Below are 12,605 nucleotides of genomic sequence, written 5' to 3' on the forward strand. Positions count from 1 at the left end.
ATCGCAGTGACAACTCAAACCCCCCTTCCCACCCCCCAAGAGACTTTGCCCTCAGAGTCCTTCACTAATAGCCTTAATCGTCAAATAATCATCATTCTTGACTTTGGCTCCCAGTATTCTGAATTAATCGCCCGCAGAATCAGGGAAACGAACGTTTACTCCGAAGTTCTCTCCTATCGTACCAGTGCCGAACAATTGGCACAAATCAACCCGAAAGGAATAATTCTTTCGGGCGGCCCCAATTCCGTCTATGATCCTGGAGCGCCCCACTGTGATCCCGAAATTTGGAATTTAGGTGTACCCGTCCTCGGAGTTTGCTACGGGATGCAATTGATGGTACAGCAGTTAGGGGGCAGGGTAGAACGGGCAAAACGGGCCGAATACGGCAAAGCATCCCTATTTATCAACGATCCTACCGATTTATTAACCAATGTCGAGGACGGTTCCACCGCTTGGATGAGTCACGGGGATTCCTGCGTGGAATTGCCCGCGGGTTTTGAAATTCTCGCTCATACCGATAATACCGATTGTGCGGCCATTGCCGATCACAAGAAAAAACTCTTTGGAGTGCAGTTTCACCCGGAAGTTGTCCATTCTGTGGGAGGAATCGCCTTAATTCGCAATTTCGTCTATCATATCTGCAAATGCGAACCCACTTGGACCACGGAAGCTTTTGTCGAGGAATCGATCCGAGAAATTAGGGCAAAAGTGGGCGATAAGCGAGTTTTATTGGCTTTATCCGGCGGTGTGGACTCCTCTACCTTAGCATTCCTCTTGCATCGAGCGATCGGTGATCAACTAACCTGTATGTTTATCGATCAGGGATTCATGCGTAAGGGTGAACCAGAACGATTAATGCAGATATTTAACGAGCAATTCCATATTAGAGTCGAGTATGTCAACGCTAGAAAGCGATTTTTAGCGCAAGTGGCCGGTGTCACGGATCCCGAGGAAAAGCGCCGTCGTATCGGCCATGAATTTATTCAGGTGTTTGAAGAAGAATCGAATCGTTTGGGACCCTTTGATTATCTGGCCCAAGGAACTTTATATCCCGATGTGATTGAATCGGCCGATAGTAATGTGGATCCCAAAACCGGGGAAAGAGTCGCGGTTAAAATTAAAAGTCATCATAACGTTGGTGGACTGCCGAAAAATCTCCGGTTTAAATTAGTCGAACCCCTGCGAAAATTATTTAAGGATGAGGTGAGAAAATTAGGTCGATCGATCGGTCTTCCGGAAGAAATTGTTCGTCGTCAACCTTTCCCCGGCCCCGGTTTAGCGATTCGCATTTTAGGGGAAGTCACCGCAGATAAATTAAATATTTTGCGCGATGCAGATTGGGTAGTGCGCGACGAGATTAATAAGCAGGGAATGTATCACGATTTCTGGCAAGCTTTCGCGGTTTTATTGCCTGTCCGCAGTGTGGGAGTGATGGGAGATCAACGCACCTACGCTTATCCCATTGTCCTACGTTTAGTCAGCAGTGAAGACGGAATGACTGCCGATTGGTCCCGGGTTCCCTATGATTTATTGGAGACAATTTCTAATCGTATTGTCAATGAAGTTAAGGGAGTTAACCGCGTGGTTTATGATATTACTTCTAAGCCTCCCGGAACTATAGAATGGGAGTAGTATTGAATTATTGATTGATTGTTAGTCCCGTCCAAATATTGGGGCGGGATTTTTGCAGAATAGACAATTGAGGAGATTAATTACTACCATGGCACAGTTAGAGATGTGGGAAGAAATAGAAGCGGTGGATTTTGCGGAAGAAGAAGAAGATATTGAAGGAGAATCAGCAAACCAAAAAAAGCTACAACTCAAAGAAATCTCCGAGACTGTTGTTGCTGGAAGTGATTGGACTACCGCAACGATCCGCGATCAATTAATTCGAGAAAATATTCAACTCAATCCGCGCTTTCAAAGACGAGATGCTTGGAGTATTACTCGTAAAAGTCGATTTATTGAATCCGTAATTCTAGGGTTTCCAGTCCCACAGATTGTCTTAGCTACTAATAATAAGGAAAAAGGGAAATTTATCGTTCTTGATGGCAAACAACGCCTACTAACAATTTTACAGTTTTATGGTGACAGTGACACACCTAATAATAGTTTTACTTTAAAAGATTTAGAATTTTTAGATAATCTCAATGGCTGCCAATATCAAGATCTAAAAAATGACTTCAATTTAAATGATTTCTTAGACCAACTGGATAATCAAACTATCCGCACGATTGTTATCCGTAATTGGAAAACGGAGAGTTTCCTCCATAAAATTTTTCTGCGTCTCAATCTGGAAAATACCCCTTTGTCTTCTCAAGAATTAAGACAAGCATTACACCCAGGAGGTTTTATTAATTTTTTAGATGATCGAGCGATCGAAAGTCAAGCATTAAAGAAAATATTTAAATCTTCCTATCCCGATTTCCGGATGCGCGACACTGATATACTATTGCGTTATGTAGCTTTTCATTATTATTTATCCGATTATCGAGGTGATGTTCAGATGCTTCTAGATAAAACCTGTCAAAATTTCAATCAAGAATGGGAAAAACGCTCAGATGAAATTATCAATGTTGTTGATCAATTTGAAAAAGCTGTCCAAACAACAATTAATATTTTTGGAGAGAAAAACTTTTCCCGTCTCTGGCTGCCTGAATCGGCAACTTATCGAAGTCAGTTCAATCGAGCAATTTTAGATGTGATGGTTTTTTACTTTTGCGATGATCTAATTAGAGCAGCTGCCGAGAAAAACAAAGAACAGATAGAAAATGCTTTTAAAGAATTATTATCTAACCCTGACAATGAATTTAGGAACTCGGTAGAAAAAACTACTAAAAGTATTAGAGCAACTTACAATCGTTTTCATTTATGGGGTCAAGCTTTATCAAAAGTATTAGATATTAACTTCAATATTCCTCAGATGGAAGACAATCGTATTATTTTTAAGGGGTTAAGATAGTTAGTTTTTTTACTATGCCGAAATCTCTAAGATTTAGACAACTAACCAAAGAATTGAATCGACTAAAAAAACAATTCCTACCTCGTAAATTTAGCGAGATAAATGAATATTCTGAAAGACAATTAGCTTTAACTTTTGCCTATCGAGTTTTTGCTCATGCTGAGATTGAATCTTATCTTGAAGATCGAGTTTGGGATACAGTACAGACAGCAAAAAATATCTGGGATAATCAAGGTAAAGCTGGTCGAGTTTTGTTATGTGTAATCGCTTTTTCTGGTCAAGAAATGGCAGCTCCTCCCGACACCCTTACTCCTCTTAAAGGTAAGAAAAATCTGCCTGAAGATAAACTAAAAATAACTAAAAAAATTGACATAGCGATTAGATGTTTTAAATCAGTTATCGATCAAAATCATGGGATTAAGGAAACTAACCTATTAAAATTACTCTTACCAATCGGCATCGATAGTGATGAATTAGATCAAGTTTGGTTACTAAATATGGATACTTTTGGAGAATAACGCGGTGAAATCGCTCATTCTTCGGCAATAAAAACGAAAAAAACGCCTAACCCTGCCGACGAATTAGAAAGAGTTAAACAAATTATTCAAGAATTAGAGAAAGTCGATCAATTGATTACTAACTTGCTCAAGTAATTGCACTCTTAATAAAACTTAAAGTGTTAACTATATCAGAAATATAGTATAATGAAAGGCAGACAATAGAGAGCTAATCATCAAAGTGAAACATAGACCAATTGCGATCGATTTATTTGCCGGCTGCGGTGGGATGTCCCTTGGTCTAGAAGCGGCGGGATTTGATATTGCTGTAGCGGTGGAGTTTGATGCAGTCCATTCCTTGGTTCATCATTTTAACTTTCCCTATTGTCAAACTATTTGCCGGGATATAGCCAAAGTAACAAGTAGAGAAATATGGGAATTATTAAAACTAAAAGGCTATGCCACCGATGTTAGCTTAATTGCCGGTGGACCCCCCTGCCAAGGTTTTTCACTGATTGGTAAACGACAAATAGATGATCCTAGAAATTCTCTAGTATTTGAATATCTGCGGATTGTAGGGGAAATTAAACCCAAGTATTTTATTTTTGAAAATGTCCCCGGCATGGCTACGGGTAAACATAAACAATTTTTAGAGGAGTTAATCTCTGAATTTGAAGCTATTGGCTATACAATTAATCAGCCAATTAAAATCCTTGATGCCAGTGAATATGGCGCACCACAAAAGCGCAGAAGATTAATCTTAATTGGTAGTCGAAAAGACGTGACGATGGCTAAATATCCCTTAGCCAAGACCGTCGATTTGAACTCAGCCAAAAAATCAGCTTTTACCAGCGTCTATGATGCGATTTCAGATTTAGAATTAATACCGGCCTTTATCGATACTGATTTAGGCATACCTGCATCAAAATTAGATTATAGTGGTAAGAGGAAAAAATATTCAGTGCAGCCAGGGGATATTTTTAAACTTTGTCATCAAAGAACAGTAGATACAAAAATCTATGGACATATAGGCTCAGTTCATACCCAAAGATCAATTGATAGATTTATCGTAACCGAACCGGGTACAGTGGAACCAAAAAGTCGCTTTTTAAAGCTTTCTCCCACTGGTTTATGTAATACTCTCCGGGCCGGAACTAATAGTGACAAAGGGGCCTATACTGCTCCTAGACCCATTCACTATTCTATTCCTCGTTGTATTACTGTACGAGAAGCCGCCAGATTACATACATTCCCCGATTGGTTTCAGTTTCACCGCACAATATGGCATGGTTTTCGTGAGATTGGTAACGCGGTTATTCCGCTATTATCGAAAGAACTTGGCTCTTCTGTGATGGGAGCAATGAATATTAATCCAGCCAATTTCAACCGAGTTATTTTAGAAAAAATGCCAGCGGAATTATTGCTGTATAATATGTCTCAGGCATCAAACTATTGGGGCATCCCCGACGATGTTATCCCGAAAAGAAAACGAGGTGTATCTTAGAGACTGTTCGGTATTTAAATTATACCAAGTCCGTTAGCTGCCAATCGAACTTTAAAAACTCGCTCCCATCTTCCCACTCTCCTATACTTTTTAAACAGGATTTACTATCATTTTTATTATTCGGGAACCGTCCACCAAGCGAGAGCAAAAGCTTGTTCTTTCTCGTTAACTTGTTGACGATATTGAACCCGAATTTTATAGTTTCCAGAGATGGGTACAGGACAAAAAATATGCTCTAAACTATCACTATCACTCAGGGAAGCACAGGTGTATTTAGCATTATTATCCTCCTGGGCAGGTAAAAGATAAACATCTAAATTATTCAGTCCGCGATCCCGGAAACTTTCATCGATATCATAGAGATTATTGCGGTTAGTATCGATTAGTTCTACCAAACGATCCCAAGCCAAAGTTATCGAAACAAAACTATTAGCTTTTAAGGGCTTCTCTAGGGCATAATCTTGATAACCATTAGCGGTAACTGTAGCGTAATCCCAACCAATAGGAGGAATAGATTCTGCGGCAGACCATTGACCATTACTAAACTGTGTGTAGGTGCGAAAAGTGTTAAGATGTCCCGTCCCCATCTGCATATCTAAAGGAATTTTCGGATCTTTATAAGCATCGGACTCTAACCAAGTTTTTTGATCCTTAGTTAAGACCGTCCGTCTCATACCTAACCGTAACCCATCCCCCGTATCTTTAATTTTATCGGCAGCATTAAGCATTACTGCCTTCATCACTTGATGATGACGAGAATCGACGCTCCAATGGGGATTTTTTTGATTAATTTGTTGATCGCCGTATTCTTGTAAAAGTGCCACGGATGCTGTAATATGAGGAGCGGCGAAACTGGTGCCACTAACAGTATTTAATTTACCTTTGAGGTCATAAAGCTCTATTTTATTGCCGGGGGCAACTAAATTAATTGACCGCCGCAAACCATCATTAATTTCCCGTTTAATTAAACTGCGACCAATACCCACTGGCAAAGCACTAATATTAGCAAAATCAACTTTAGTGAATTTTCCTTCTCTTGTCGCTGTATAAGCGGTAGTAATGCCGTTAAAATGATCGGTGGGAATGGGAATTCCTCCCTTACCTTGATTACCAGCAATTACATAAAGAACATCATCAACTCGCGATGACCAATCAACACATTGAGTTAATAAAGCTTGACCATCTAATTTTGGTTCCTGTCTTTGATCTCTTTGCAAAGATTCCCCAAAACTAAAGTTAATCGCCCGCACATCACCGCTATTTTGTCGGGCAATATTTTGACTAGCCAGACATTCTTCCGGTTGTCCGCCGCGTCGCAAAGAACCCACCGCCCCCGAATATAATCTCGCTTTTGGGGCCACTCCGGGGATTTTTTTATCATCACTGACCATTACCGTTGCCACCATAGCGGCGTGATTATCTAGATAGGTGTTGGGTTTGGCAATTTGATCGCGAAAAAAAACACCGGCTAATTTATAGGGAGGCTGCCAAGCTGCCACTTTATCATAACCGAACTGCGCCGGTCGGCCGATTTCCACTTGACCGATGGCAATTTTTCGCCCTAATAAATTATAGGGTTCCGCCCGCAAGCGATCGGCATAAATTCCCTGTTCACCGATGGAATTAGAAAGAACTAGGGAAGGAAGCAGAATTATCGTTACTACTAACCCGACGACAAACCAAAACCCTCTTTTCATCATCAGCAATCCTGCGGCAGTAAGGTGATACCAATCCATTCTAAGACAGAAATCTCAGGAGTGAATCTCACATTTGCAGAAATACCGACAATCAGCAATTATTAGTAACTCTTAAATTATTACAGATATATCAGCAGCTGGCTGTAAGCATCCCACCGAAAAGCTAATGCGCTCCGGGGTTTGGGGGCGGCGCCACGCCCCCAACGGGGGGTTTGGGTAGGGTTGATTCATGAATCAACCCTACGATGAATCAACCCTACGATGAATCAACCCTACGATGAATCAACCCTACGATGAATCAACCCTACGATGAATCAACCCTAGGGGTTTGGGGGGTAGAACCCCCCAAAAGCTTGGATTGAGGGAAAAAATCGAAAGTAATGCCCGACTTTAGCAGAGAGTTTCCCCTTAAAAATCCCAACTTAGTAGATTTACAAAAATGAGATGCACCCAATCTCAGAAAATACCTAAATCTCTTTTTTGGCTAGGCGGGATGGTAATAAAAAGCCACTGCCAAGATTAAATAGGTGGCTAGTAATAGGGTTCCATCTAACCAATTGGAACGACCGGTAAAGCTGATTAAATTAGTAACAATCACCGCTACAATCAAAGCCACCACATTAAAGGGATTAAAATTTAAATCCATCGGTTGCTGCCAAAATTGACCGATAAAAACTAATAAAGGTGCCACGAATAAAGCCACCAATAAACTATCCCCCATCGCCACGGAAACCGTTAAATCCATCTGATTTTTTAGGGCTAATTGAGTGACGGTAACTATTCCAGAAACATCGCTAATTAAAGGAATGAAAATCACCCCGATAAAGAGAGGAGTGAGATTAAATCCTTCCATCACCGATTCCACTACATCAACAAATAAATCCGACTCATAAGCTACAGCTACGGTGGAAGTAAGCAGCACAAGTAACCAAATCCAGACTTGAGCTTTTTCTTCCTCACTAACCTGATTGTCGGGGGTATTTTCATTACTTAATCCCACTTCGTAGAGATAGCTATGGGTTTTGAGGGAAAATAATAAAGTTAACCCGTAAACTATTAATAAAACCGTGGCGGTGACTAGGGAAAGACTGAGAATATCGGCAACTTCCACCACGTTAGAAGTATATATTACCAAAGTTGGTAAAGCGATCGCTATTACTGCTAAAGTCATGGAAGAACCATTTACCCGCGCTAAAATCGGTTTAAATTCCTGCTCTTTGTAGCGAATTCCTCCCGTGAGCATTCCCATGCCCATAAATAATAATAAGTCGCTGAGAATACTACCGGTAATACTGGCTTGTACGATGTCCACCAAGCCTTTTTTTAGGGCAATTAAGGCAATAACTAAAGTGGTAGTATTGCCGAAGATAGCATTAACTAATCCTCCCAAAGTTGGCCCGGTGACTACGGCAACTCTTTCCACGGCCGTACTTAACCAAATTGACAGGGGAATGATCGATAAAGCGGCAGTGATAAAAATAGCTTGATCTCCCCAATTAAGACGACTAGCGACCACCGATAGGGGAATAAATAATAGGAAAGCAAAGGAGACAATTTTTCTTAAATTCATGGGTTATTAATGGCGATTTCCCCCACCATTCCCGCTTCAGCATGACCCGGAATAGTACAGATTAATTTATACTTACCGGTTTTGAGAGGAACTATTACCCATTCTGCTTGTGCATTAGGTTTTAATTCTAGTTCGTGAATCGCCCCTTTAATCTCCACTTTTCCCGCTTCAACTTTCTGCGTCCAACTAGCATCAGCGAAGTCTTTTGCGGTAAAATAATGTTTAGTGGGACTGGGATTATCGAGAATTAATTTGTATTTTTGTCCGGCAATAAAGTCTAATTGACTAGGAAAGAATTTTAATTCTCCTTGCCCGGAGCCTAGACTAATTTTAACTTCTAGAGGGGCGGATCCGGCGCAGGCCGGAAAAGTCACTAACCAACAACTAATTAAAACTATTACTACTGCCACAAATTTTTGATAGATATCCTTGCCAGCGAAGTAGGGATTAGAATTCATTTTGCTCCTCCAGCTTATAATAGAGAAAATCTGGCGGCTTTTAAGTAGCTAGACACAATCAATTACACATATCTAACTACTTCTTGCCTTTTGCCTATCCTAACCAAGAAATTAATTTTGCACAACTACTTAGGATAATTTTACAACAAGTGGTGATTATTACTGGCTCTCTTCCCTTCCATTCCCTAAAAGTCCCTTGGCCATGGTTAAAACCGCGGGACTTCTAGCCACTGTCAGTTAAATCGACAAAATTAATCTAAGCTATCGGGAGAATGGGGATAAAGTTGTTCTGCTTCCGGACAATCTTCCGAGACATTAATATCAGGATTCGTCCGCGACACCGATGCCAGTTTTCTGCTCACCGCACCGATACTTTCTAAACGCACCATTTCTTCCCAAGAACTAATTTCGTCTTCTTCTTCTGTTTCGTAGCGAATGGTGACGAGATCGCTTTCTAGATCGACAATACGAGCATTATCAATCCATCTTTGCTGATCGCGCAAGAAAATGCAGACTTCCTGACCATCCATACAGAATTGATAAATCTTGCGGTGTAACATAAATTGCTCCTAAACAGCTTCTTTTGTTGAATTCAACTAACGGGAAGTGACAAAATGCCAATCTCAGCAATAGCTCAAAAATTCCCGCGGATAACACAAAAGGGAGAAAAATTCCGCTAGCAGTGGCAAGAATGGGAAAGGAAAGTCAGGTTTCCGGTTTGGGGCTACGTTCTTCAAAGACATCGATTCGATTAATAGACGGCCTCGGCGATCACTAAAAAATCGCCCTTATAGAGTCATTGTGACATAAATTTTCACTTCCTAACAGTATTCCTGGATGGAATCGGCAATAAGGTTTAGGGATGAGGTTATGCCATTTTTCTTTATTCATGGCAGGCATTCTACACCCCTCTCGCGCCCCTCCAACCCCCCACATCGGTAGGGTAGGGGGAGTTGGGGGGTGAGGGCAATTAACCATATCTGCCATTACTTTTGAAAAATGCTATCAGTACCGTCCCCTTTCCAACCCCGAAAAATAGCTATAGACGCTCTGTCATCTTGGCAAGTCATGGGCCATCGCTCGCCACTTGATTCCGTTGGCCGATAGATAGGGTTTGCTGAAAAAGTAGGGGCGAAGCATTCGGATAGAAAATCTACGGTTTCAGCGATAGGTTATGCCAAATGCTTCGCCCCGACAGGACGCGATCGCCGCTCAAGATGCCAGGTTTTTGAGCCACTAGCTGGAAAATCTTGCAGCTGCTTGGCCAAACAGTCCCCCAAACCCCTTACCTCGTCTATATTTCACATTTATTCAGCCAACCCTAAATAAAAAATGGCTGTGAGCTTATAGCTACTTCAGGGTAAGCGCATCTTAAGGATCCTTGACAAAATGAACTTTATGTGAGTTGCTTACCCACGATTCAGGCATATTTGAGGAGAATTTGCCATCTCAATTGTTAATAGCGTTTGAGATGCGCTCACCTTGTACATCGAAGGAGCTATTTATTATTTACTCAGACTGAGACTCAGGGGGTAACTTAGGTTGAAATAATTGGGAAGGAACAAAACGAAAACCGCTTTGATCTTCTTGACGAATTAATAATCCTTGTTCTTCCATCGATTTAAGTTGGGGCAAGAGAGCAACAAAGGTTATAGCATCAAGTTTAGCCAAAGTTTGATCAGAAATATTCTCACTAATGCCACCGGCTTGATGAGCAACGTATAATAAATGACGAAACTCAGGACGTAAGGAATAAGTAAAGTGTTCTTGAAGGATTTGCCAAATTGAATAAAAAGCAGTTTCATCAATAATTTCATATCCTTCTGAAGCAGCTTGCCGTAATACTTTTTCACAGATAGTATTCAGTTCTCGAGGAATTCCTTGAGCGTAACCCGTAATTAAATTGATGACTTCCTCTGTGAAAGGATAGGTATCATTTCGCTGTTCGTTTCTGGCACTATTAAGATAATTAATAGCAATGTGACGTAAATCATCCTGACTCATGGGTTCAAGGGGAATATCTTCAGAAAAGATACCAAGGGCTTTTAAGGTTGCTTCTTGAAGCTCGGTAAAGCCTCTTCCTGTCATGATAAATCCCCGATGTTTTCCCATCCGAAAGAGATCTAAACTACTTTCTAAAATTGTCTGGACAACAATGGGATCTTTTTTGTCAAAATCATCAATAGCAATAACAATACGAGAATAAATTTCTTCGGCTCTATTTAATAACCGAATGAGTAGAGGATACGGGTCAGCATTGGCGGTGGGAGTCAGTTGATTAGCAGGGGATTCTTCCTTTTTGCCAAAGGATAAAAAGCCTAATTTAACTTGTCCTTCAGTAGTGGTTTTATTACGTTGAATAGAATACCCTAAAAGCGTATTAGCAATGTCTCTTGATTCTTGATCACTATCCGCTAAACTATCGGCTACAGCTAATAATAAAGCACGATAAAATTCCGTGGAACTTTCCCCAGGAATGCTACTCAAATAAAGCACTAACATTTTTTCATTTAGTTCCGCTACTTCCTGTTGTAACTGATGAATTAAATTAAAAATCAAAGCAGTTTTACCAATACCCCAAGCTCCCCTAACTAGGATATTACGTCCTTCATAGAGGGTCGGAATAACGACATCTAAAACTTGATCGCGTCCATAAAAAATCTTTGCTAATTTTTCGGGATCATCGGGGGGAGTTGGTCGAAAAGGATTTTCTATAAGTCCCCATTTTTTGAGAGTTGATTGATAACGGCTGAGTCTTGTCATTTTAAGCAGATTGTAGAATTTTTAGTAGATGATTAATTTCCTCTAGTCGTTCCTTATCATTGTTTTCTTGATAATATGTTTGTGCTTCTTTTAAATGACTACAAGCTTGGGAAATCTTGCCAATTTGTATTTCTAGATTGCCCAGTGCAGTTGTCACAGAAGCCACATTATCTTGATCACCCAAACGACGGAATAGACGTAAAGAATCTTTAAAATAAAGTCTTGCCTGTTCGAGCCTACCAGTGCGATGATAGAGACGGGCAAGTTCCAATAAAATTGGAGCCAAACTACTAATATCCTTTTGTTTTTGATAAAGTTGCTGACAATTTTCTAAGTGTTCAATAGCTTCTGTATAATATCCGCCCTCAAATAAAGCTTTTCCTAATTGATAGGAATAGTTAAAATATAAGGTTTTGTCTTCGGTTTTTTCAATAATTTCTCCAGCTTGTTTATAAGAGTTAATTGCTTGTTGAATGTCTGCCACTTTACCAAGAAGTTTAAATCGTTCTCTGAGAGTATTGGCTAAATTATATTGTGTCTCTGCCCAATCTCTTGGAAAGGCTTGACGGGTATAAATTTGTAAGGCTTCTTGATAACAGACAATTGCATTTTCGATATTCTCGGCTTTATTGCCTCTAATTCGTTCACTATAAGCATTGCCTAAATTATTTTGAGTAGTTGCCCAGTCAAGAGGAAAGACATCAAAAGTACGAATTTTTAACGCTTCTTGATAACAGAAAATTGCGGTTTCTATATTCTCTACTATATCTCCTTGGATTCTGTTTTTGTAAGCACCACCCAGATTATTTTGTGTTACTGCCCAATCTTGAGGAAAAGCATCACGGGTCAACACTTCTAAAGACTGGTTGTAAGCAACAATAGCTAACTCTAGATTATCTGCCCTTTCCCCTCTGATGCGATGTCTATAAGCATTCCCCAGATTATTTTGTGTCCTTGCCCATTCATAAGGAAAAGCATCACGGGTATAGACTTCTAAAGACAGGTTATAAGCAACAATAGCTAACTCTAAATTTTCTGCCCTTTCCCCTCTGATGCGTTGACTATAAGCAGCACCCAGATTATTTTGTGTCCTTGCCCATTCATAAGGAAAAGCATCACGGGTATAGACTTCTAAAGACAGGTTATAAGCAACA

Annotated in this window: 9 protein-coding genes and 1 pseudogene; 4 read left to right on the plus strand and 6 right to left on the minus strand. The window is 40.3% G+C overall.

Annotation, left to right across the window (positions count from 1 at the left end):
* Positions 1-6: 6 nt before the first annotated feature.
* The 4 genes and pseudogenes from guaA to PX482_RS26615 all read left to right on the plus strand — a co-directional run bounded on the left by guaA (position 7) and on the right by PX482_RS26615 (position 4,963).
* A complete protein-coding gene (gene guaA, locus PX482_RS26600) occupies positions 7-1,632 on the plus strand; it encodes a glutamine-hydrolyzing GMP synthase (protein ID WP_043998919.1) in 1,626 nt (541 codons plus the stop codon).
* Positions 1,633-1,720: 88 nt separating this feature from the next.
* A complete protein-coding gene (locus PX482_RS26605; protein ID WP_288027436.1) occupies positions 1,721-2,962 on the plus strand; it encodes a DUF262 domain-containing protein in 1,242 nt (413 codons plus the stop codon).
* Positions 2,963-2,976: 14 nt separating this feature from the next.
* A pseudogene (locus tag PX482_RS26610) lies at positions 2,977-3,615 on the plus strand (HEPN domain-containing protein).
* A gap of 85 nt (positions 3,616-3,700) precedes the next feature.
* Complete coding sequence (locus tag PX482_RS26615) at positions 3,701-4,963, plus strand: DNA cytosine methyltransferase (protein WP_288094624.1); 1,263 nt, start codon at positions 3,701-3,703, stop codon at positions 4,961-4,963.
* A 116-nt stretch (positions 4,964-5,079) separates the two neighbouring features.
* On the opposite strand, the gene PX482_RS26620 is transcribed toward PX482_RS26615, so the two are convergent.
* From PX482_RS26620 to PX482_RS26645, 6 genes are all read right to left on the minus strand, one after another.
* Positions 5,080-6,699, minus strand: coding sequence for a S8 family serine peptidase (locus PX482_RS26620; RefSeq protein ID WP_288027440.1), 1,620 nt, complete (start codon positions 6,697-6,699; stop codon positions 5,080-5,082).
* Positions 6,700-7,144: 445 nt separating this feature from the next.
* Positions 7,145-8,230, minus strand: a complete 1,086-nt coding sequence (gene cax / locus PX482_RS26625; RefSeq protein WP_012265049.1) for a calcium/proton exchanger — start codon at positions 8,228-8,230, stop codon at positions 7,145-7,147.
* The gene (locus PX482_RS26630) at positions 8,227-8,688 is read right to left on the minus strand and encodes a cupredoxin domain-containing protein (RefSeq protein ID WP_288027443.1); all 462 of its coding nucleotides are present in this window, start codon (positions 8,686-8,688) and stop codon (positions 8,227-8,229) included. The genes cax and PX482_RS26630 overlap by 4 nt, the downstream gene beginning before the upstream one ends.
* Before the next feature lie 251 nt (positions 8,689-8,939).
* Positions 8,940-9,248 (minus strand): DUF6679 family protein, encoded by a 309-nt coding sequence (locus PX482_RS26635; RefSeq protein WP_002757875.1) that lies wholly within the window; start codon positions 9,246-9,248, stop codon positions 8,940-8,942.
* A 949-nt stretch (positions 9,249-10,197) separates the two neighbouring features.
* The gene (locus PX482_RS26640; RefSeq protein ID WP_288027445.1) at positions 10,198-11,451 is read right to left on the minus strand and encodes an ATP-binding protein; all 1,254 of its coding nucleotides are present in this window, start codon (positions 11,449-11,451) and stop codon (positions 10,198-10,200) included.
* Between the two features lies 1 nt (position 11,452).
* Positions 11,453-12,605, minus strand: a 1,153-nt coding sequence (locus PX482_RS26645) for a tetratricopeptide repeat protein (protein WP_288123235.1), incomplete at its 5' end; no start/stop codon positions are given.

The sequence above is a fragment of the Microcystis sp. M53602_WE12 genome (genome assembly GCF_030065455.1).
GTDB classification, from domain to species: Bacteria; Cyanobacteriota; Cyanobacteriia; order Cyanobacteriales; family Microcystaceae; genus Microcystis; species Microcystis aeruginosa.

What these genes read in the sequence shown, in the direction of transcription:
- PX482_RS26620 (WP_288027440.1), bottom strand. Translation starts at nt 6,699, where the DNA reads ATGGATTGGTATCACCTTACTGCCGCAGGATTGCTGATGATGAAAAGA.
- PX482_RS26640 (WP_288027445.1), bottom strand. Translation starts at nt 11,451, where the DNA reads ATGACAAGACTCAGCCGTTATCAATCAACTCTCAAAAAATGGGGACTT.
- PX482_RS26605 (WP_288027436.1), top strand. Translation starts at nt 1,721, where the DNA reads ATGGCACAGTTAGAGATGTGGGAAGAAATAGAAGCGGTGGATTTTGCG.
- PX482_RS26630 (WP_288027443.1), bottom strand. Translation starts at nt 8,688, where the DNA reads ATGAATTCTAATCCCTACTTCGCTGGCAAGGATATCTATCAAAAATTT.
- PX482_RS26635 (WP_002757875.1), bottom strand. Translation starts at nt 9,248, where the DNA reads ATGTTACACCGCAAGATTTATCAATTCTGTATGGATGGTCAGGAAGTC.
- cax (WP_012265049.1), bottom strand. Translation starts at nt 8,230, where the DNA reads ATGAATTTAAGAAAAATTGTCTCCTTTGCTTTCCTATTATTTATTCCC.